Source organism: Streptomyces sp. NPDC057474 (assembly GCF_042802555.1).
Lineage (GTDB): Bacteria > Actinomycetota > Actinomycetes > Streptomycetales > Streptomycetaceae > Streptomyces.
In genome coordinates this window covers 1-20,131 of the sequence record NZ_JBHVDX010000132.1, presented here as the reverse complement: position 1 = coordinate 20,131, position 20,131 = coordinate 1, and the positions used below count along the sequence as shown (strand labels likewise).

The 20,131-nt window shown below is 71.9% G+C and carries 20 protein-coding genes and 1 pseudogene; 18 read left to right on the top strand and 3 right to left on the bottom strand.

Annotated features, from left to right (window positions below; translation table 11 throughout):
* Positions 1 to 81 precede the first annotated feature (81 nt).
* From ACFU53_RS30095 to ACFU53_RS30065, 7 genes are all read left to right on the top strand, one after another.
* Positions 82 to 399 (top strand): antibiotic biosynthesis monooxygenase family protein, encoded by a 318-nt coding sequence (locus tag ACFU53_RS30095; RefSeq protein WP_383999152.1) that lies wholly within the window; start codon positions 82 to 84, stop codon positions 397 to 399.
* Entirely contained in the window at positions 399 to 2,153 is a 1,755-nt protein-coding gene (locus ACFU53_RS30090) for an FAD-dependent oxidoreductase (RefSeq protein WP_383999149.1), read from the top strand. The genes ACFU53_RS30095 and ACFU53_RS30090 overlap by 1 nt, the downstream gene beginning before the upstream one ends.
* Complete coding sequence (gene fabG, locus ACFU53_RS30085) at positions 2,150 to 2,950, top strand: 3-oxoacyl-ACP reductase FabG (RefSeq protein ID WP_383999146.1); 801 nt, start codon at positions 2,150 to 2,152, stop codon at positions 2,948 to 2,950. Before ACFU53_RS30090 ends, fabG begins: the two co-directional genes overlap by 4 nt.
* Positions 2,951 to 3,374: 424 nt before the next feature.
* On the top strand, positions 3,375 to 4,331 hold the full coding sequence (locus tag ACFU53_RS30080) for an aromatase/cyclase (protein WP_383999143.1): 957 nt from the start codon (positions 3,375 to 3,377) through the stop codon (positions 4,329 to 4,331).
* Positions 4,328 to 6,094 (top strand): acyl-CoA dehydrogenase, encoded by a 1,767-nt coding sequence (locus ACFU53_RS30075; protein ID WP_383999140.1) that lies wholly within the window; start codon positions 4,328 to 4,330, stop codon positions 6,092 to 6,094. Before ACFU53_RS30080 ends, ACFU53_RS30075 begins: the two co-directional genes overlap by 4 nt.
* A gap of 56 nt (positions 6,095 to 6,150) precedes the next feature.
* Positions 6,151 to 6,969, top strand: coding sequence for a 4'-phosphopantetheinyl transferase family protein (locus ACFU53_RS30070; protein WP_383999138.1), 819 nt, complete (start codon positions 6,151 to 6,153; stop codon positions 6,967 to 6,969).
* A 391-nt stretch (positions 6,970 to 7,360) separates the two neighbouring features.
* Complete coding sequence (locus ACFU53_RS30065) at positions 7,361 to 7,579, top strand: hypothetical protein (RefSeq protein WP_383999135.1); 219 nt, start codon at positions 7,361 to 7,363, stop codon at positions 7,577 to 7,579.
* Positions 7,580 to 7,666: 87 nt separating this feature from the next.
* Here ACFU53_RS30065 and ACFU53_RS30060 read toward each other — a convergent pair whose 3' ends face one another.
* A complete protein-coding gene (locus tag ACFU53_RS30060; RefSeq protein ID WP_383999132.1) occupies positions 7,667 to 7,978 on the bottom strand; it encodes a hypothetical protein in 312 nt (103 codons plus the stop codon).
* Between the two features lie 674 nt (positions 7,979 to 8,652).
* On the opposite strand from ACFU53_RS30060, the gene ACFU53_RS30055 reads away from it, so the two are divergent.
* The 6 genes and pseudogenes from ACFU53_RS30055 to ACFU53_RS30030 all read left to right on the top strand — a co-directional run bounded on the left by ACFU53_RS30055 (position 8,653) and on the right by ACFU53_RS30030 (position 13,586).
* A complete protein-coding gene (locus ACFU53_RS30055) occupies positions 8,653 to 9,258 on the top strand; it encodes a hypothetical protein (RefSeq protein ID WP_383999129.1) in 606 nt (201 codons plus the stop codon).
* Between the two features lie 96 nt (positions 9,259 to 9,354).
* Positions 9,355 to 10,146, top strand: coding sequence for a hypothetical protein (locus tag ACFU53_RS30050; protein WP_383999127.1), 792 nt, complete (start codon positions 9,355 to 9,357; stop codon positions 10,144 to 10,146).
* Between the two features lie 95 nt (positions 10,147 to 10,241).
* Positions 10,242 to 10,937 carry a hypothetical protein gene (locus ACFU53_RS30045; RefSeq protein ID WP_383999124.1) on the top strand — a complete coding sequence of 232 codons (696 nt, stop codon included), beginning with the start codon at positions 10,242 to 10,244 and terminating at the stop codon, positions 10,935 to 10,937.
* Between the two features lie 43 nt (positions 10,938 to 10,980).
* Complete coding sequence (locus tag ACFU53_RS30040; protein ID WP_383999122.1) at positions 10,981 to 11,490, top strand: hypothetical protein; 510 nt, start codon at positions 10,981 to 10,983, stop codon at positions 11,488 to 11,490.
* Positions 11,491 to 11,629: 139 nt separating this feature from the next.
* Positions 11,630 to 12,289, top strand: a pseudogene (locus ACFU53_RS30035) (pentapeptide repeat-containing protein); the annotation flags it as partial.
* A gap of 373 nt (positions 12,290 to 12,662) precedes the next feature.
* Positions 12,663 to 13,586, top strand: coding sequence for a hypothetical protein (locus ACFU53_RS30030; RefSeq protein ID WP_383999178.1), 924 nt, complete (start codon positions 12,663 to 12,665; stop codon positions 13,584 to 13,586).
* Here the strand turns inward: ACFU53_RS30030 and ACFU53_RS30025 are convergent.
* Positions 13,523 to 14,113: a GNAT family N-acetyltransferase gene (locus ACFU53_RS30025; RefSeq protein WP_383999119.1), complete on the bottom strand. Its 591-nt coding sequence runs from the start codon at positions 14,111 to 14,113 to the stop codon at positions 13,523 to 13,525. The genes ACFU53_RS30030 and ACFU53_RS30025 overlap by 64 nt on opposite strands.
* Positions 14,110 to 15,417: a hypothetical protein gene (locus tag ACFU53_RS30020; RefSeq protein ID WP_383999116.1), complete on the bottom strand. Its 1,308-nt coding sequence runs from the start codon at positions 15,415 to 15,417 to the stop codon at positions 14,110 to 14,112. The genes ACFU53_RS30025 and ACFU53_RS30020 overlap by 4 nt, the downstream gene beginning before the upstream one ends.
* A 195-nt stretch (positions 15,418 to 15,612) precedes the next feature.
* Between ACFU53_RS30020 and ACFU53_RS30015 the strand changes: the two genes are divergently transcribed.
* From ACFU53_RS30015 to ACFU53_RS29995, 5 genes are all read left to right on the top strand, one after another.
* The gene (locus ACFU53_RS30015) at positions 15,613 to 16,107 is read left to right on the top strand and encodes a hypothetical protein (protein WP_383999113.1); all 495 of its coding nucleotides are present in this window, start codon (positions 15,613 to 15,615) and stop codon (positions 16,105 to 16,107) included.
* Complete coding sequence (locus ACFU53_RS30010) at positions 16,104 to 16,505, top strand: DUF6415 family natural product biosynthesis protein (RefSeq protein ID WP_383999110.1); 402 nt, start codon at positions 16,104 to 16,106, stop codon at positions 16,503 to 16,505. Before ACFU53_RS30015 ends, ACFU53_RS30010 begins: the two co-directional genes overlap by 4 nt.
* A gap of 172 nt (positions 16,506 to 16,677) precedes the next feature.
* A complete protein-coding gene (locus ACFU53_RS30005) occupies positions 16,678 to 17,907 on the top strand; it encodes a hypothetical protein (RefSeq protein ID WP_383999108.1) in 1,230 nt (409 codons plus the stop codon).
* An 11-nt stretch (positions 17,908 to 17,918) separates the two neighbouring features.
* Positions 17,919 to 18,830 carry an NAD(P)-binding domain-containing protein gene (locus ACFU53_RS30000; RefSeq protein ID WP_383999105.1) on the top strand — a complete coding sequence of 304 codons (912 nt, stop codon included), beginning with the start codon at positions 17,919 to 17,921 and terminating at the stop codon, positions 18,828 to 18,830.
* A complete protein-coding gene (locus ACFU53_RS29995) occupies positions 18,827 to 19,960 on the top strand; it encodes a hypothetical protein (RefSeq protein ID WP_383999102.1) in 1,134 nt (377 codons plus the stop codon). Before ACFU53_RS30000 ends, ACFU53_RS29995 begins: the two co-directional genes overlap by 4 nt.
* Positions 19,961 to 20,131 lie beyond the last annotated feature (171 nt).

The following is a 20,131-nucleotide window of genomic DNA, read 5'->3' as shown; positions in this document are numbered from 1 at the left end:
CCCGCCCCCGTACCGCCCTCGTACCGCCCTCGTACCGCCCCCGTACCGCCCCCGTACCTTCTTCCCGACAGGAGTCCGGCCATGGTGACCTTCGTCAACAAGCTGACCGTCCACGGCGACGTCGAGGAGTTCCTCGCCGCCAAGGACCGCGTCACGGCCTACATGAGCGCCCAGCCCGGCTACCTCGGCCACCAGACGCTGCGCCAGGCCGGCAGCGCCAACGTCTTCCTGGAACTCGCCGTGTGGCAGGACGCCGCCGCCCACCGCGCCGCCGTCACCAGCGAGGCCTTCGGGGCGCTCGTCGGCGCTCTCCGGCCGCTCGCCACGCCCGAGCCGGGCCTGTACGAGACCCTGCCCGAGCGCAGCTCCGCCGCCGGCCCGGCCCCGGCCGGGCTGTGATGAGCGCCGGCTTCGAGGTCCTCGTCGCCGGCGCCGGCCCGGTCGGCCTGACCGCCGCCCACGAACTGGCCCGCAGGGGCCTGCGGGTCCGCCTCGTCGACGCCGCGCCGGGACCCTCGCCCACCAGCCGCGCCGTCGCGGTCCACCCGCGCACCCTGGAGACCTTCGACCAGATGGGCACGGTCGACGGCATCCTCCGACACGGCCGCGAGAACCGGGCGTTCACCATGTACGCGTCGGGCCGCCGACTGGTGCGCCTCGACGCCGACTACGCGTCCATGCCGACCCGCTACCCCTACACCGTCATCATCGAGCAGACCCGTACCGAGGCCGTGCTGCGCGCGGCCGTCGCCCGGCTCGGCGTCGACGTCGAATGGGGCGTGAAGCTGGCCGGGTTCGAGCAGGACGACCGCACGGTACGAGCGCGGCTCACCCACGCCGACGGCACCGAGGAGACCTGCGCGGTGCCCTGGCTCGTCGGCTGCGACGGCGGCCGCAGCACCGTGCGCAAGGCCCTCGGCCTGCCGCTGATCGGCCGGAGCCGCGACACCTGGATGCTCGCCGACGCCCCCGTCCACGCCGACCTGCCGCCCGACAGCATCTACTGGGTCCACACCGGCGGCCAGGCCCTGATGATGGTCCCCTACGCCCGCGCGGGCCACTGGCGCCTGCTCGACACCGCGCCCGGCACACCCGACGCGACCGGCGCCGCCCACCGCTTCGCCGCCAAGCTCTCCCAGGGCCTCGGCACCGACGTGCGCGTCGGAGACCCCGAGTGGACGTCCGTGTTCACCTTCCAGCAGCGGATGGTGCCGCGCATGCACGAAGGCCGCGTCTTCGTCGCCGGCGACGCCGCCCATGTGCACAGCCCCGCCTCCGGGCAGGGAATGAACACCGGCATCCAGGAGGCGTACAACCTCGCCTGGAAACTCGCCACCGTCCAACGGGGCTACGCCAGAGCGGAGTTGCTCGCCACGTACGGGGAGGAGCGCGTGCCCGTCGGCAAGGCGCTGCTCGGCTCGACGCGCACCGCCACCTTCCTCGTCCAGTTCAAGAACGCGCTCGCCTCGGTGGCCCTGCCCGTCGTCCTCGGCGTCGTACGCACCGTGCCCCCGCTGCGCCGCGCCGTCCAGCGCAAGGTCCTCGGCGGCATGTCCGGACTGCGCCTCGCCTACACCACATCCTCCCTGACCACCGGCGCCGGGCCCGAGCCCGTGCCCATCGTCACGCCCGACGCCTCGTCCGTCATGATCCCGCGGCCCCGCCATGTGCCCGCCCCCGGCGAGCGAGCGGCCTGCGCGGCCGTGGCCGGCGACGCGCTGGCACGCGAACTGCGCGACGTGCGCTGGACCCTGCTCGTCGCCCCGGGCGGCCACGGAGCCGACGGCGTCCCCCTGCGCACCGCCACCGACGCGGCCGCGCGGTACGGCGCCTGGCTCTCCGTGCGCTGCGTCGGCTCCGCCGCGGGACCCGGCCCGCTGCCCGACCCGGGCGGCGCGCTCAGCCGCGCCCTCGGCCTGGCCGCGGGCGCCTGGGTGCTCGTACGCCCCGACGGCTACCTCGCCGCCCGGGGCGACCGCCTGACCCGGCACACGCTCGCCCAGGCGCTGGAACCGGTGCTGCCGCGGGCCTCCCGCAGCCCGTCCGGAAGCGATCGTGCGGCATCCCTCGAGTACGCCTCCGGCGCTCTTCGAGCCGTTCAGGACACGGTCGGAACCACCACCGGCGCCATGAAGACGGAGAGAGCCCGATGACTTCACAGCCTGCACCGCCGCCCGCGAAACCGGTCGCCCTGATCACCGGCGCCACCAGCGGCATCGGCCTGGCCGTCGCCCGCGACCTGGGCCGCCGCGGCCACCGCGTCTTCATCTGCGCCCGCACCGCGCAGGAGGTGAAACAGACCGTCCAGGATTTGCGCGCGGAAGGCCTGGAGGCCGAGGGCACCACCGCCGACGTGCGCTCCCGCGAATCCGTCGGCGCGCTGGTGCGGGCGGCACTCGAGGCGTTCGGCCCGATCACCGTCCTCGTCAACAACGCCGGGCGCAGCGGCGGCGGCCCGACCGCGGACATTCCCGACGACCTCTGGTACGACGTCATCGACACCAACCTCAACAGTGTCTTCCTGCTCACCCGCGAGGTCCTCAAGAACGGCGGCCTCGCCGACGCCCGGCACGGCCGGATCATCAACATCGCCTCCACCGCGGGCAAGCAGGGCGTCCTGCTCGGCGCCCCCTACTCCGCCTCCAAGCACGGCGTCGTCGGCTTCACCAAGGCGCTCGGCAAGGAGCTCGCCCCGGCCGGCATCACCGTCAATGCGGTCTGCCCCGGATACGTCGAGACCCCCATGGCCGAGCGGGTCCGCCAGGGCTACGCCGACGCCTGGGGCACCACCCAGGCGCAGGTGCAGGAACAGTTCGAGGCGAAGATCCCGCTCGGCCGCTACTCCACACCGGAGGAGGTCGCCGGCCTCGTCGGCTACCTGACCACCGAGCACGCCGCCTCGATCACCGCGCAGGCCCTCAACGTCTGCGGCGGCCTGGGCAACTTCTGACCGTTCCTGTGGACCGAGCGGGAGTGAGCCCGTTCAGCCGCGCGCCCCGAACGGTCCTGGGCGAGCCGGTCCCCGGCGTACTCGACCCCGGGGCGGCGACACGCATCCTGTGCGTGGTCCGGGCCCGGGCCCGGGAGGCCCCCGCGGCCGGAGGCCGCTGATGGACACAGCCCCGCGCGACCCGGCCGGATGGGTATGGCCAGAGACGACGGAGAGGCCCTGGACCATCACACCGGTGAAACACCGGGCCCCGCACGCTGACGCCATACCTCGCGTCCCAGATCGCACGATCACGCCAACCCGAACGGCCCAGGACAGCGCAAGCCCGGAAGCCGACCATCACACGATCGAGCTGATTCGGCCTCATGCGCACTCCTGGCGAGCAGCTACCGCATCCGCCCCGTATCCGAAAAGAGGAACCGACATGTCCGCCGAGCGAGTGCACCGCACGACGCACGAGGTGAATGTGGCCGCGCCCGCGGGCGTGGTCTACGGCCTGATCTCCGACGCGGTCAGGTGGCCGCTGTTCTTCCCGCCCAACGTCCATGTGGAACAGCTCGAGTCCGACGGCGAGAGCGAGCGGCTGCGCATGTGGGCCACCGCCAACGGACAGGTCAAGTCCTGGACCTCGCGCCGCGCCCTGGACCCCGGGCGGCGCCGCGTCGAGTTCCGCCAGGAGGTGCCCGCGGACCCCGTGCGGACCATGGGCGGCACCTGGATCGTCGAGTCCCTGGGCGCCGACCGGTCCAGTCTGACCCTGCTGCACGACTTCACGGTCGCCGACGACGACCCGGACGGTCTGGCGTGGGTGGAGCGGGCCACCGACACCAACAGCCGCGCCGAGCTGGACAACCTCAGGCAGCTCGCCGAGCGCTGGGCCGACCTCGACGAGCTGGTCCTGTCGTTCGAGGACTCGGTCCGTGTCAACGGCCCGGCCGAACTCGTCTACGACTTCCTCTACCGGGTCGGCGACTGGCCCGAACTGGTCCCGCACGTCTCCCGCCTCGATCTGACCGAGGACGAGCCGGGCGTGCAGATCATGTCCATGGACACCCTCACCGCCGACGGCTCCTCGCACACCACCGAGTCCGTCCGCGTCTGCTTCCCGCACGCCGGGCGCATCGTCTACAAGCAGACGGCCACGCCGCTGCTGATGTCGGCGCACACCGGCGAGTGGTCCGTCGTCCCCGATGAGACGGGCGTGACGGTCACCTCGCAGCACAGCGTGGTCCTGCGCCCCGAGAACATCCGCAAGGTGCTCGGCGAGGACGCCGACGTCGCGAAGGCACGCCGCTACGTGCGCGACGCGCTGGGCCGCAACAGCACGGCGACGCTGAACCTCGCCAAGAAGCACGCGGAGAGCGCGGTCACGGTCCTGTGACGGCGAGGCCGGCCGGCCCCGCGGCCCCGGCGGCCGGAGGGTTCGGGGCGGCACCGCCGGGCGGCGCCGAACGGGCCGCCCGGCTGGAAGAACTCCTCGGGGACCCGGGCGACCCGGGCAACCCCCACGGCTACCGGGCCCTGCTGGAGGCCGACGACCGCCGCGCGGTGCCCGAGGCCACCGAGGACCTGCTGACCAGGGCGGGCCTCGCCGCCGAGTTCGTCCCCCAGGAACTCGGCGGCCGGCTCGCCCGCCCCGACCTGCTGGCCCGCGTGCTGCGCCCGCTCTTCCGGCGCGATGTGGCACTCGGCTTCGGCTACGGGATCACCTCGCTGTTCGGGGCGTCCGCGGTGTGGGCGGCGGGCGACGACCAGCAGCGCACCGACACCGCCCGGCTCCTGCTGAGCGGAGGCGGGGGACGCGTCACGATCCTGCACCACGAACTCGCCCACGCCAACGCGATCCTCCGGGACGAGTTCACCGCACGCTCCGCACCCGGCGGCGGCTTTGTGCTCGGCGGCCGCAAGGACGTCGTCATCAACGCCGACCGGGCGGACGCGTTCGTCATGTACGCCCGCACGGCGGCCTCGGCAGGCCCACGAAGCCACTCCGTGCTGCTGCTCGATCCCGAGCGGCTCCCGCCGGGCGGTGTGCGCCGGCTGCCGCGCGTTCCCACCCCCGGAATGCGCGGCAGCCGCTTCGCGGGACTGGAGTTCACCGGCCGCGTCCCCGCCGACACCCTCGTCGGCGACATCGGCGACGGTGTCTCCCTCGCGCTGCGCACCTTCATGGTCAACCGCTGCCTGATCCCCGCCACCCTCGTCGCCGGCGTCGACAGCGTGCTGCGCTTCGCGGTGCGCGCCGCCCTCACCGGCCGCCCCGCCGGATGGCCGCCGCGCCGCTACCACTCGGTGCTCGCCGGCGTCTTCGCCGACCTGCTGGCCTGCGACAGCATGGCCGTCACCGGGCTGCGGGCACTGAGCCTGCTGCCCGACAGCGCCCATCTGCCGGCCGCGGCCGTGAAGATGACCACGCCGGACCTGCTGCGCGAGGACCTGGAAGAACTGTCCACCGTCCTCGGCGCCCGCGGCTACGACCGCGGCCCGCGCTACGGCGGCTTCCAAAAACTCCTGCGGGACCTGCCCGTCGCCGGGCTCGGCCACGCGGGCACCGCCGCCTGCCAGGCAGTGATCGTCCCCCAACTGCGCACGCTCGCCCGGCAGTCGTGGTTCCGCACCGACGAGCCGACCGCGCGGCTCTTCCTGCCGGCCGCGCCCCTCCCCGCGCTCGACTACCGCAGACTGACGCTCCTCGGCAGCGACGACGTCCTGACCGCATCCCTCATCGGCACCGCCGAGCGCCTGGGCCCGCTGAGGGCGGACGGGCCGCACCTGGCCGCGCTCGCCGACCTGGCGGCCGCATTCGTCCAGGAGATGCGGGCCCTGCGCGAACAGTGCGGCCGGCTCACCGAGTACGACCGCTCCACGCTCGTCGATCCGCGCGCCTGCGCGCTGGCCGACCGGTACGCGCTGGTCCTCACGGCCGCCGCCTGCCTGGGCGTGTGGCAGGGCCAGGACGGCACCGACTCGTTTCTCGACGACCCGGCCTGGGCCGTGCTCGCGCTGTCCCGGATCGGCCGCCGCCTGGGCGTGCCGGTTCCAGAACTGCCCGACGGCGTCACGGAGTCGGTCCTCACGGAGGTACTCGACCGCTTCCGCGGCGGCCGCAGCTTCGACCTGTACGACACACCACTCGCGGGTTAGGGCCCGGGGCGCAAAGAGCGCCGCTCGCGGAGCGGCGCAGGGACAGGGGAGACACGATGGACCAGCCGGGACAGACCACGATCGGCGCGCCCGTCCACGTACGGCCCGCCGGGCCGTGGCGGCCGGTGCACGAGAACCTGACGGAACTCGGCAACGCGGTGGTCCACACGACCTGGGGCGAGTGGCTGCCCGCCGCGCTCGCCACGCCCCGGCTGCGCCGGCTCCTCGGCCGCGACTGGGCCCGCTACCGCCGCGCCCCCGACACGAGCGCGCGCTACCGGTTCGTCGCCTCGCGCCTGCTGATGAAGTACACGGCGGCGGCCGCGCTACGGACCGACCCGGAGTCCCTGGACCTGGCCTACCGGCTGGGCGGGCGTCCGTATCTGCGCGGCTTCGACCAGATCGATCTGAGCCTCACGCACACCGGCGACCTGATCGCGGTCGGGCTCAGCAGGAAGGGACGGATCGGCGTCGACGCGGAGCCCGCCGACCGCCGGATGCGCTTCGACCTGCTGCGGGCCCAGATGTGCACCCCGGCGGAGGCGGCGGAACTCGCCCCGCTCCCGCAGGGCGAGCAGACCGCCGAAACGCTGCGGCTGTGGACGCTGAAGGAGGCGTACACCAAGGCGCTCGGCCAGGGCATGCGGCTCGGCTTCACCGAGTTCGGGTTCGGGCTGCGCAGCGGCCTCCTCCTCGCCCCCGACGGCACGCCCGCCTCGCGCGGCGAGTGGGCCTTCACCACCCACCCGGCGCTCGGCCGCTACCTGCTCAGCACCGCCTGCCACGACGCGGGCCTCGACCCCGCGGACGACACCTCCGCGCGCACGATGTTCGACCCGGGGTTCGTGGCGGCGATGGCGGGACGACAGGGCTGAGGGACCCGGGACAACGGCCCCGGGGCAGCGCGGTGGCCGTCCCGCCGCCCGGCCGTCTTCCGCCTCCCGCACGCACCTCATGCCGACGGGGCTGTACTGGACGAGCTGCGGAGCCGCTTGTCTCGCCGGGCCTGCTTCGCGCGCTTGGCGTCTCGTCCCATCCTGGCCTCCAGGAATTCGGTGTGGCTGTCCTTGACTGCGAACGGCGGACGGGGGGAGTCGGTAGCCGGTCGTCCCTCGGATGTACGCGCTTCGCGGAGAACGGCGCGTACTCCTGTGCATGGCCGCTGACGACCTCGGGGAGAGCACACTCTGGCCTGCGTCGCCCGGAGACCACTGATCGACTACGAGCGGGACGCCTGGTGGGCGTAGGCGGCTACGACCGGTACCGGTGGCGGTTCTCCCGCGGCGCTCGGCGGGCATGCCGATGAACACGCCGTTGTGGACTTCCTCGGGGCTGGCCAACGCCCGTACGAGCGCCAGCAACTGGGGCTGGCTGGGCTCGAAGATGCCGATCTTGATCCCGGCCAGCCGGTCCGCCGGGATGCCGGTCCGCTCGGCCAGCTCCTGCAGGTACATCCCGGACTCTTCGATCATGGCGCCCAACTGACGGGTCACCAGGGTCCGTACAACGTCGGCGCTGTTCGCCCTGCTCTTCAACCCGAGCGGCGCCCCCATCGGCTCGTTCCGAAGCGAATCAGCGACGCCCACGGCTTCCACCTCGCTTCGCCCGCCAGACGGCGACCAGCGCCTCGTACGCGGCCTTGGACAGCGCGTGGCCGCACCAGATACGGCCGCCAGCAGACCGACCTCGACCGGGGTGCGTGGCCCAGATGGCGGCCAGGCCGTATACGGCCACCGAGAGCCCACCCAGTTGCACTGCGGGCCGGGCGAACCCGAAGCCGCGCGGGATGCCGGGCACACCCTGCACGCACCCGGGCACGGCGGCCGGCGCGGGCAGCACGTACCGCCGCCAGCGACGCCAGCCCCTGATGATCCAGCGACTCATGACGAGTCCTTCCACTTGCGTTCCGGGGTGTCGGAGCCCCACGCGCCGTTGCGCGATGAGCGGAAGGGTGCTGACGCCCGACGATCGAAGCAACGTCAGGAAAGCGCTCCGGAGAGGCAGTTCGGGCACCAAAAGGCCCTGTACGGGGGGAGGGCTCGCTCCATCACCGGATGATCTTGATCGTCCGAGACTGTCCGGTCATCGGGAGAGGGCCACCACCGTCGGGCTCGAAACAAGCAGGTCGGCGACTTCCGTTATCCGAGGCGATACGCCCCGGTCCGGCACTTCCGAAATCCGTCAGGGAGAGCCTGCCTGCCATCTGTCGTCAGGTTCTCCCTGACGGTCAGACGCGGAAGGCTCGCCCGACGTCAATGTGACCGTCAGGGTGGGCCAGCAGCGAAACCTGAGGCAGACACGTCCTGACGGTAAAAAACAAGACGTCGGCTCAGGCGACGATGCGCACCCGGCAGGCCTGTCCTGCGTGCAGGGAGCGGCAGGGGTAGCCTGACGGCCATGACCGAGCCCGCCCCGCCGCCCACCGCCCTGTCCCCCGTCGACGAGGCCCGGGTCTCCTACGCGCTGCACGCCCGCAGCGTGCCTACGACCTGATCCCGCTCGACCCCGACGCCCCGCGCGGCGAGCGGCTGCGTCGCACCCTCGCCCTGCGCGAGGCCTTGGACGCGCTCATCGCCCGGGCCGCCGTCGCCGAACGGGAGGAGGGCTCCACCTGGACCGAGCTCGGCGCGGCCGCCGGCATCGCCCGTCAGTCCGCCAGCGAGAAGTGGGCGCCCGCGTTCGCCCAGTGGTCCGCCGGTGGACGCACCGCACTGCGGGGCAGCAGCGGCCTGACCGCCATGGACGCCGTGGTGTCCCTGGACGCCGCCTACGCCCGCATCGACCCCGACCGCCCGCGCGACGCCTTCAGCTCCGGCCTGGACGCGTTCCGCTTCCCCGGCGCCGAAGCCGCCGAGAAGGCCCGCGTCGAACGGGCCGCCGCCACCCACGCCCGCCTGGCCGAACTCGCCGACGAGGCCCGCCTCCTGCGCACCCGGTTCCGCACCCGGAGCGCCGACGGCGGCTCGGCCGCCGACCGGGCCGCGCTGCTGCGCAGCCGGGCCTCGGTCCAGGACGAGGGCGCCCGCCTGCTGGAGGAACTGACCGGCCTCGAACCCGAGCTGGCCGACGAGTACCGGGTCCGGGCCGAGGAGGCCCGCTCCCTGGCCGCCGCCGACCGCGAGTTCGCCGACCTGCTGGCTCAGCCCGGCTTGCCGCATCAGTGACCCGGATCACACCGCCGCTTCCAGGATTCATTGCCGGTGAACCTGCTCCCCGGGACCGAGAGGGGAACGGACTCAGACCCCAAGGAGCGCACCACCATGACCATGCCCGCACCGCCGCCCCGTGATGACCTCGCCCCCCTGCGCAGCGTCGTCTTCGGCTTCGGCGTCTGTGGCTGCCCCATCCCTCCGCCGCTGAAGACCCTGGACATGTTCGTGCCGGTCGACGCCGCGGGAGACGGCGTCCGCCTCCGCGACACAGCGTCCCCCCGGGCGGCCGCCGCCACCCCCGGACAGCTGTCCGAGGAGCTGCTGAGCGTAGTGGCGGCCAGTCGGGACGTACTGCACAGGCCTGACCCGGAGCTGCTGGACCAGGTCGCCGCGCGCGCCCTCTTGCTGCCGCGCAGCCAACGGTGGCGGGAGGCGGTGAGAACGGCGCTGATCGGGAACTGGAGCGATCCCCTATGGGACACCGGGCATCTGCCGGTGACCGCGCTCGGGGTACTGAAGGCTCAGGCCCGTGCGGTGCACCGGCAGTTGGGACCGGTGTGGAAGCGGCGCACCCGGCACGGGCGGGTGCTGTCCCTGGACGCCGACCTCAGGGACGGTCTCTCGCTGCACGACCTGGTCGCCGCCGACATCGACCTGCTCGCCCGCGCGGCGGGCGGAGTGTTCGAGGATGAGCGGCTCAACGCCGTCCTGCGCGGTCTCGCCCCGGCCGAACGCGCTGTCGTCTTCGCGTACGCCGAAGACGAGGGCACCACCTGGACGGAGGCGGCGGCCGCCGGCGCTGGGGAGTCGGCGGCCTTCGGCGAGCGTGTCCGCCGCAAGACCCATCGACTCGCCGCCGAGCAGCGCCGCCGGGCCGCACAACGCCGCGTATCGGGCTGACCCACCCTCACCTCGCACTGCCCTCCCTCGCATCCAACTCCCGTCCGCATGATCTGCCTCACCCGGGCGGGAGTTGCGCAGCTAGCCCCTCGTCGGTGCAGCGCGCCCGCCCGCGCAACCCTGCCCTCATCACGGCCCGGGACGCTGTCACCGGAAAACAGTGCGAAAGCCGGATCGTCGCACTGCGGTCACTGTTCCGGCACGCGAAGAAGAACGGCCAGATCTTCCGCAACCCGACGATCCGCATCCGTGTCCCCCGGCAGACCGGCGGCGTCCTCCAGGCCCTTGTCCAGGCAGACATCGACGAGGCCATCGCCACCGCCACCACCCCAGACATCCGGCTCATCATCGCCTTGGCCGCCGTCCACGCGGCACGGCCGAAGATGATCCGCACCATGCAGCTGGACGACGTCGACGTGGGCAACCGGCGCATCACCGTCGGCGGCCACGTCCGCCCACTCGACGACCTCACCCACCGAGCGGTCCTGGACTGGCTCGACCACCGCCGCAACCGCTGGCCGAACACGGCCAACCCCCACCTGCTGATCACGCAGAAGACCGCCGTCGAACTCGGCCCGGCCGGCAAGCTCTGGACGACCCGGGCCACCCGCAACCTCACCGCCACCCTCGAACGGCTCCGCGTCGACCGGCAACTCGAAGAGGCGCTCACCCACGGCGCCGACCCCCTCCACCTCGCCCTCGTTTTCGGCATCGACGAGAAGACCGCCATCCGCTACGCAAACTCAGCACGCGCGCTTCTGGGAGAAGCTGCCGAGCAGACACCGCAATGAAACCCACTCGACCCGCTCAACCCACTGACGAGATCATGGACAGATGCCGTCGACCGAACCAGCAGCCCGCCAGCTTCAGGATCGTGCAGTTCTCTGGAGCATGGGCGAGATCCGCGCAACCGACGTCGTCACTGCTGCCTGTGATGCACTCGTCGCCGGCCTCGACAGTCCTGCCCTGCGGATCTTGGCCGCGTGCACACGCGCGGAGGCGGACTACGACGTCCCCGACCTCCTTCCCCCGGCACTCGACGAACTGGGCCTCACTTTCCACCCAGCGGGCAGCGTTGCCGGACAGGAAGCCGCCGCGCGCGCACTTGCCGCCCGGATGCTGGCCGGCGAACTGACGCCACGCGAGCTGGCCTTCAGGATCCATCAGCGCTTCGGGCACGAGCTGCCTCTGGCCGAGCGACTCGCCAACCTGGACGACGACTACGACGTCCTTGAATACGGCGACAGAACACAGGCGCAGGTGGACGCCGATGTCACGGCCGAAGCTCTTCGGCTTGCACAGCACCCTCGTGTTCCAACCGAACCCACGGGTCTGCCGACCTGAAGCAGACCGGTGGACCCGTGGGTTCAGGCTGAAGGACCTTCGGTTTCCTTGAACCCACGGGGATCTTGGCCCTGTTCTCCCGAAGCTACGGCGAAGTGACAAGTAGCCCTCTGTGAGAACCCTTGCACCTGCGGTGACGATGCTTACCGGCGAGATCGGCAACCGATTGTCGGTGCTCGATCGTCTCCCGGGTATGTCTCAGCCCAGCCCCGGCCCGTCCCTGACCCCGCCTAGCTGGCCGCACTGCGGCGAGGAAGCCAGTCCGGAAAACCCAATCGGCTGCCCAGGCATCCACGTACCCGGCCACACCGCATGCCTCGCCCACCTTGGCGGCCCCGAACGCGACGCCTACCTTGCGGGCCTGACACCCGGCGCCGACATCGACCACCGCGGCACTCCCTTCACCGCATCCCTCCTCGACGCTTTGCTCACCCCTCTCCGTGACTCCGCAACCGGTCACTCACACCTAGGCAACGCCCAGTTCGGGTCGGCGACCTTCGAGCACTTCGCCCAGTTCGAGTCTGCAACCTTCACGGGCGACGCCATGTTCGAGTCGGCGACCTTCAAGGGCTTCGCCCAGTTCAGGTTGGCGACCTTCAAGGACAACGCTCAGTTCGAGTCGGCGACCTTCGAACGCGCCGCCTGGTTCGGGTCGGCGACCTTCGAAGACGTCGCCTGGTTCGGGTCGGCGACCTTCAAGAGCGCCGCCAGGTTCTGGTCGACGACCTTCGAAGGCGACGCGGGGTTCGACTCGGCGACCTTCACGGACGAAGCCAGGTTCTGGTCGGCGACCTTCGAGAGCAACGCCTGGTTCGGGTCGGCGACCTTCAAGAGCGACGCCAGGTTCGAGTCGGCGACCTTCGAGAAAGCTGCCCGTGTGGGGCCGTTGGTATGTGCTGGACGGGTCGTGCTGTCAGGGGCGGTGTTCGGCGGCCCGGTGACCCTCTCGTTTGCCACGCGCCGTCTGGAGTGCCGGCGGACCCGCTGGTCGTCGACGGCTGAGGTACGTCTGCGCTACGCCACGGTGGATTTCGGTCATTCAGTGTTCGAGTACCCCCTCACGATCGCCGCAGATCCGGATCCGTTCGTGCTCGCTGACGGGCCGGCAGCTGACCGAAGATCTTCTTGCGAGTGCGCCTGGCCCCGGGGTGCGGCTGGCATCGTTGCGTGGAGTGGATGCGGCCCATCTGGTCCTGTCCGACGTCGACCTGTCGGGATGTCTGTTCGCCGGCACGGTGCACCTGGACCAACTGCGGCTGGAGAGCGCCTGCACCTTCGACACGGCCCCGCCCGCCGTGCACTGGCGACGCTGGCCGCCCGTACGGTTCACCGAGCGCCGTACCCTCGCCGAGGAACACCACTGGCGCGCCAGGCAGCCGGGGGCGGTCCGCGGCTGGAACGTGGCGGTCCTCGGCGCCGGACGCGCGGGGCCGTTGCAGCTGGCGCCCGTGTACCGGGCGCTGCGCAAGGCATTGGAGGACGGCAAACACGAGCCGGGGGCCGCGGACTTCTACTACGGGGAGATGGAGATGCGCCGGCACGCCGACGACATCCCCCGCAGCGAACGAAGTCTGCTGACCGCGTACTGGGCGCTGTCCGGCTACGGCCTGCGCGCCTCCCGGGCCTTGGCCTGGCTCGGCGCCGCCATGCTCCTCACCATCACGCTGCTCATGGCCGTCGGCCTCGCGAAGGACACCCCGAAACAGACCGCGACCGGCACCGTCCCAGCCGGCGGAGGCACCGTCACCTTCGAGATCGACAAGGACGACCCGCAGAACCCCACCGGCAACCGGTTCACCGGCGAACGCTTCGAGAAGGCCCTGAACATCACGCTCAACTCGGTGGTTTCGCTCCTCCGGCCAGGACCTGACCACCACCGGCACCTACATCGAGATGACCTCACGCCTGACCGAACCCATCCTCCTGGGCCTCGCCGTTCTCGCTATCCGCAACCGCGTCAAACGCTGACCGCGAACGATCATCTCCCGCCCCAGCCGACCACGTCACGCAGGACAAGGATGATTACAGAGTGCTACTTGTCACTTCGCCGCAGCTTCGGGAGCGTGGGGCCGACTTGGAGGAGCAGCAGGTCGTAGACCGGACCGCCCGGCTCGTTGCGGTACGGGCCCGCGTACTTGTAGCCGAGACGGTCGTACAGGCCGCGGCCGGCGGTGTTGTCCGGGCGGACCAGGAGCGAGGACCACTCCGGGGCGATTGCTTTGAGCAGCTCGGCGTGCAGGCGGGCCCCGATGCCCTGGGACTGCCGGGCGGGGGTGACGGCAAGTTCGCACAGTCCCATGAGGCGGCCCACGCGGACGTGTTCGGGGATCTGGGGGAGTAGGTCGCCGTACCAGTATTCGGGCGTGCAGGGGAAGGCGTACCCGAAGCCGATCATGGAGCCGCTCGCGTAGGCGGCGACCAGCGTGAACCCTTCGTGCTTGAGGTGTCCGAGGACCTGGCGGCGCAGCGCGGGTACGGACAGACCGTCGGTGGACGCACCCGGTGTGTCGACGAGTTCGGGGTGCGCGTCAGCCCAGATGTCGGCGATCGTGTCGAGCAGCGGCGGGATCTGGCCGGGGCCGTAGGTTCGGATCACGACGTCTGTGCGGGTGCTGGGGGTCACGCCCGTCCTCCTCCGGTGGCGGTGGTGGTGCGGTACTCCTCGATCCAGTCGGCGACCGCGGGGACGCGGTTATGCCGCTGCAGCGCGCCCGCGACGTCGTGCAGTGATTGCAGCAGCCGGTCGGAGCGCACCTCGGGGAGGAACGCGAGGACCCGGCCCGCGGCCTCGACAGCTGCCTCTGGCTCGGGACGGTCCCTCACCGCATGTTGGATGGCGACGTCGGCGGTGTACAGGGCCCGGTTTCTGGCGAACGCATCACCGTGCAGCAGTACCGCCTGCTCGGCGCCGGACGCGGCACGCTCGTGCTGTCCGAGGTCCGCGCGGGCGAGGCATTCGAGCCCGGCAAGCTCGCCGGGGGCGTAGAAGCCCAGCCATGGTGGGTCGTTGTCGCAGGGGCCTTTGGCGTAGAGGTGGTGGGCGCGGACGATCGCCTGGTCGGTCGCGCTGGCGTCGCCCATCAGTGCCCAGCCGCCGGCCTCGCGCATGTGGAACAGGCTGAGCAGGCGCGGCGAGGCGGTGCTGCGGGCGACGGTCTGCGCGCCCTGCGCGGCGGCGACCGCCTCGCGCGGCCGTCCCTGGGCCTTGGCCAGCAGGCTCAAGCAGCCGAACGCGTGCGCTTCCAGCTCCGGATCGTCCGCTATCCGCGCGGCGGCCAGCGCCTCGCCGTACAGCGAGTGGGCATCTCCTGGGCGGCCGGAGTCGTACGACAGCCACCCGGCGGCGATCGACAGCGCGCCGACCGCCGAGCGAAGCCTCGTCTCTGTCTTCGAGCTGTACGTGCCGGTCTGCAGCCACTGGTAGGCGGTGTGCAGTGCTTGGGAGGCCGCTTGGCGCACCGTCGCCGAGCCGTGGTCGTGGTCCTTCTCGTACAGGGTGGCCACGGCCTTGGTGACAGCACGCACTTGGGTCGCGCCGATCCTCCCCGTGGCCTTCTCGTCGGTGCCGAGCGGGATCCCCAGGACGACGCCTGCCCCGTCGAACAGGAAGTCGCGCCGTTCCACCGGATCACTCTCCTCCACCGGCCTGTACGTCGCGACGGCCGCAGTCGGGCCGGTGCGGAAGCCCAGTTGGGCCATGCTGCGGCCGGTCATCCGGGTCAGGATCCGCCGGTACACGCCACGAGGACAACCGACCTCCCCGTCTTCCCAGGCCGCCACTAACCGGGACTGGCACCCGACGGGCTCGCCCATCTCCTTGCCGGCCTTGCGTACCTCTGCGGCGAACTCCATACGGCTCATCTGGAATTCGTCCACGCGCACCTGGCGCAGCACGGGGTTGGGGATGGCGCTGCTGCGGTCGGCCATGCCGGGCTCCGGAGTCCGCGAGGTTGGAGAGAGTGCGGCGACCGTACCGCCCCCTCCCGTCCCATGCCCGGACTTGGCCAGGGTTCACCCGTCCTGGACCGACTTACATCGTTCTTGCATCGCCCTGGCGTCGCTCCCACTCGGCCGCTGCTGCTTGCGTGGACGGTGACATGACGACCAATCAGGGAGGCGGCCGTGGCGAAGTCCTCCGCCAGCGGAGCGGCCAAAGGCACCAGGAAGTCCACCCCAACATGGGATGAGCTGGCTGCCGAGACCGACATCAAGCGAGCGCAGTGGGTCGGGGGCTGTAATCACACCGAGTTCGTGGCATGCGGCGAGGACTGGCAAGCGGTGTCCGTGAAGCCCCTGCAGCTGGGCGTCGACGCGCTCACCGCGATACGCGTCAGCACCCGCCGCGGCTACCTGATCGTGGCCGACCACTTGGGCGGCGTGCTGTACGTGATGGTGCCGACCGGCAACGGCGAGGCGTTCTCCGGTATCCCGGGCGTACGGGTCCTCGGCCGGGGCCACCAGCTGCTCATGCCGCGCACCGTGCAGGACAGCAGCGCGGTGGCCGACTGGGTCGGCACCCCGCGCGACCTCGACGCCCCAGTGCTCGTCGACCCTGACCGGCTGGCCGCGCGCCTGCAGGAACTGGCCCCCGCGTACGGAGAGGCGATGGCGTCGTGAGCGACACCCCGGTGCAGACCTCCGGCACGGTGCTGTGCGACCCGGACGGCTCGCTCACCCGGGAGATCCCCCTGGACCGGGAGCCGGTCATGCTGCTGGCCCTCGCCGTGATCGCACTGCCCACGGCCGGGGACACGCTCCCGCCGAAGGACTGCGAGCAGATTGCCCGGCTGCTGGCCGGGCACGCGCGCCTCGTCGCAGACGAAGTACGGGCGCAGTGTGCCCAGTTGCCGCGCCGCAGCCCACTGCGCCCGCTTACCGAAACCGTGCTCGGCGAGGCCCGCCGGCGGCTGTCGGTGGAGCCCCGGCCCACTGTCGCCTCCGCGCAGAACCGCGCTCGGGTCGTTCGCATCTTGTACGAGCGTCTCGACCGACTCCAGGGCCTTCCGTCTTCCTGACCATCTCTCCCGAGACGCCCGATGCCCTCCCCCGTGGGGTCGGGCGCACGGGAGTCCCCGGCAGGCGGGCCGCTCCTTAACCGGCCTGCCGGGGACTCCTTCTCAGCCACCATGCGCCGACCTCAGCCCGGTGCCCCGGGCGGGGTTCCATCCACTGCCGTTGGAGGCGTACGTGAGCACCACGACCGTGAGCACATCGCCCGAACCCGTTCCCCCCGTCCCGGACGCCGGCGAGGTGTTCGCCTTCGCCGCCCGCGAGATCGCCGCCGCTGCTGCCGACCTGTGGCCGCGCGCCGACGTCGACCTCGGCGACCACGTCCCCAGCGTCACCGGCTACGTGCGCCGGATCCGCGTGGACGGGCGCCCCCTGTATGCCAAGTACGCCTTCCTGGGGGTGTCGCTGGTCTCGCTGCTGCGAGGCGCCTGCGGTCCCTGGCCGGAGGTCCGGGCCAGGCAGCAGGCGTACGTGCAGCGTCCCGGGGCGCTGATGGATCGGGAGGCCGCGCAGCTGCGGCTCCTGGGCCAGCAGGACTCGCCCCGGGTCTGCGACGTGGCCGGGCTGGCGCGAGGGGTGCTGTTCACCGAGTCGGTGACCGGGCCGACCCTGGCCGACCTGCTCCTGCAGCGTCCGCACGATGCGGCCGATCTCCTCGCCGGGACGTTCGGCGAACTGCGGCGGCTCCACCGCCCGTCGGCGGCCCGGCTGCTGGGCCCGGCCCGGGGCATCGGGGAGCGCAGCATCCGGGGGACCTTCCAGCGCAAGTTCAACGGACTGAGCGGCCCGACCTACGTGGAACGGCTCGGGGCCGAACGGTGCGCGCCCGGCGACCGCGCCCTGGTCGTCGCCCTGCTGCGCGACGTCGTGGTCCGGCTGCACCGGCTCCAGGCCACGGGGCTGCCCCAGCAGGCGAGCAGGCGGGTGCTGGCGTACGGGGACCTCAAGCCCGAGCACGTGGTGTTCCCCCACGGAGCAGCCGGTCAGCCGGTGTTCATCGACCCCGGCCTGCTGCTCGCCCCTCCTGCCGTGGATGCCGCGAAGCTGATCAGCCGAACCGTGCTCCTGCTGGCCGCTGCCCGGCCCGGCACCGAGACTGGCCGGCAGGCCCTGCACGGGGTCAGCGCCTTCGCCGCATCCCGGGCGGACGTCCTGCCCGCCCGGCTCCGCCGCTCGTGGCTGCGGGAGCTGCTGGTGCTGTGGCTGATGGACAGCGTCAACATCCTCACCACGTACCTGTCCGCGCCCGGCGCGCTGCCGCTCCCCGGCCGGGGCAACGCGCTCATCGGCCGAGCCGTCGACCTGTGCCGGATGGCCGACAAGCTCAGCTCGGAGCTGGCGGCCGGCACCGATGCGCGCACGGTATGGAACAGCGCGCTGGGCCGGGCCCAGGCGGTCGCCGCGTGATGCCGGGACCGGTGGGCTCGATTGGGGTCGTCGGCGCCGGAGCCGTCGGCCAGACCGTCACGGCCACGCTGGTGGCCTCCGGCGTTTGCCATCGCCTCCTCGTCGTCTCCCGCACCATCGAGCAGGCGGCGGCGCTGACCGCTGACCTCGACGACATGCGACAGACCACTGGATCGCCCGTACAGCCCGAAGCCCGCCGGGCGGCGGACCTGATGGGCTGCCACGCCGTGGTCATCGCCGTGCGGGCCGCGTTCACCAACACCCGTTCCGACGACGTACGGATGGGCGGTGCAGCGGCCAACGCCCCCGTGGTCCGTGCCCTGGCTACGGCGCTGCGCGGCTACCAGGGGACCGTGCTCGTGGTCACCAACCCGGTCGACCTGATGACCCGGCTGTTCGCCGAGACCTCCGGCTGCCCGCGCGTATACGGGATCGGCTCGAACCTCGACTCCGCCCGCTACCGGCTCACCCTCGCCCACCTCCTCGACGTGCCCCCAACCGCCGTGCACGGACACGTCATCGGCGAACACGGAGACGGCGCGGTGGTGTGCGCCTCGTCGACCACCGTCAACGGCACGCCTGCCCCCGTCCCCATTACGGAGGTACGCGCGGAACTGCGTACCCGCTCCGGCCGGATCAGCGCGGGCGTCGGCCGCACCCGCTCCGGACCCGCCGGCGCCGTGCTGTCCACCCTGCACAAGGCCCTCGGCCTGGTCGACGGCACCGAGGAACTGACCGCCGAACACCGCGGCGACTGGCTCGGAATTCCGTTGCGCTTCACCGACGGTCAGCCCGTAGCGTGCCTGCCTGCCCTCGACGCGGGCGAAGACGCGCAACTGGCCGCGACCGTCACCAAACTTCGTGGCGCCTACCAGGCGCTACGCCGTCCTGCCCCATCTTCGACCCGACTGGAGACGACGTGAGTACCCCCACCGCCACCCGGCTGCAAGCCGCGGACGCGAGCGTGACCGTCCTGAGCAATACCCCCACCGTCACCGACTGGTCCCGCCGATACTTCGGACCCTGGTGGAAAGCGTTCGATGTCCCCGCGAGCAGCGTCTGCGCCGGACCGCTGGTCACGGCCGACCTCGACGACAAGGCGTACGCCGACCTCAACGCGCTGGTGACCGCCTGCCCCCACGACGAAGTCACCTACGCCAAGGCCCGGCTACTCCTCGCCCGGGACAGCACGGGCACCATCACGGGCGTCTCGCGCGAAGAGGGACTCGCCTACCGCTCCGAGCAGCTCGGCGGGCACGTGACCATCTTCGGCCTCGCTCCCGAGCCGCTGGCCCTGGCCACGGCCCGGATCGCCCGCGAGATGATCCGCGCGACCCTGCTGCGCGACGGCTGGACGCTCCTGCACGCCTCCGCCGTCGTCCGCGCCGGCCGGGCGCTGCTCGCCTTCGGCTCCAAGGGCGCAGGGAAGACCACCACGGCGCTGCTGCTGGCCAGCCGCGGCGCCGAACTGCTCGCCAACGACCGGGTATTCGTCAAGGTCGTCGGGGGCGAACTGCGCGTACTGCCCTGGCCCTCGGCAGCAGCCATCGGCCTCGGCCTCCTGGACGCGCTCGGCCTGTACGACGTCGTCCGCGACCGGCTCAAGGGCGGGGAGCAGCTCCACCCGACCCAGCACCAGGACGTCACGGACGCGCTGCTCGCCGGGCGCCGGAAGCCGTTGTGGGAACCGGGCGGCAAGCGAGAGATGAAGGTGCAGGTCTTCCCCGACCAGTTCAGCAGCTGGTTCGGCATGGAGCTGGCGACCGGCGGCTGTGCGGCCGGGCTGCTGTTCCCCCAGATCCACCCTGATGCCGTTCCGGCCCTGGTCAACGGCGACCGGACGCTCGGCGAGGACGACTTCATGAGCGGCGCGACGGAAGACCGCTACCCCGACCACTTCGGCCTGGCCCACGGCATCGACGGCGGCGGCAGCAGCCTGGCCCGTGCCGCAGTCGCCGACCAGCTCGCCGCCCTTCCACACCACCAGGTCGTCCTCGGCCACGACGTCGCGGCCAACGCGGACTTCCTGGCGAAACTCGCGAGCGACATCTGACCTGACCTGTTTCCAGGCCCGCCGTTGCTCCCCCTGGTGAGCGCGGCCTCCCCAGGACCCCGGTGGTGCGCGAAGAGCTAGTGATCTGGTTCGGAGATGCGTGAGCAGTAGCGGCAGATGCGGTCGAGGATCTGGTCGGCAGTCTTGGTCCATTTGAAGGGTCTGGCCTGG

Bases quoted from the DNA above. Each gene is read 5' to 3' on its own strand.
- ACFU53_RS30095 (WP_383999152.1), top strand. From the start codon at position 82: ATGGTGACCTTCGTCAACAAGCTGACCGTCCACGGCGACGTCGAGGAG.
- ACFU53_RS30090 (WP_383999149.1), top strand. From the start codon at position 399: ATGAGCGCCGGCTTCGAGGTCCTCGTCGCCGGCGCCGGCCCGGTCGGC.
- fabG (WP_383999146.1), top strand. From the start codon at position 2,150: ATGACTTCACAGCCTGCACCGCCGCCCGCGAAACCGGTCGCCCTGATC.
- ACFU53_RS30080 (WP_383999143.1), top strand. From the start codon at position 3,375: ATGTCCGCCGAGCGAGTGCACCGCACGACGCACGAGGTGAATGTGGCC.
- ACFU53_RS30070 (WP_383999138.1), top strand. From the start codon at position 6,151: ATGGACCAGCCGGGACAGACCACGATCGGCGCGCCCGTCCACGTACGG.
- ACFU53_RS30060 (WP_383999132.1), bottom strand. From the start codon at position 7,978: ATGAGTCGCTGGATCATCAGGGGCTGGCGTCGCTGGCGGCGGTACGTG.
- ACFU53_RS30050 (WP_383999127.1), top strand. From the start codon at position 9,355: ATGACCATGCCCGCACCGCCGCCCCGTGATGACCTCGCCCCCCTGCGC.
- ACFU53_RS30040 (WP_383999122.1), top strand. From the start codon at position 10,981: ATGCCGTCGACCGAACCAGCAGCCCGCCAGCTTCAGGATCGTGCAGTT.
- ACFU53_RS30020 (WP_383999116.1), bottom strand. From the start codon at position 15,417: ATGGCCGACCGCAGCAGCGCCATCCCCAACCCCGTGCTGCGCCAGGTG.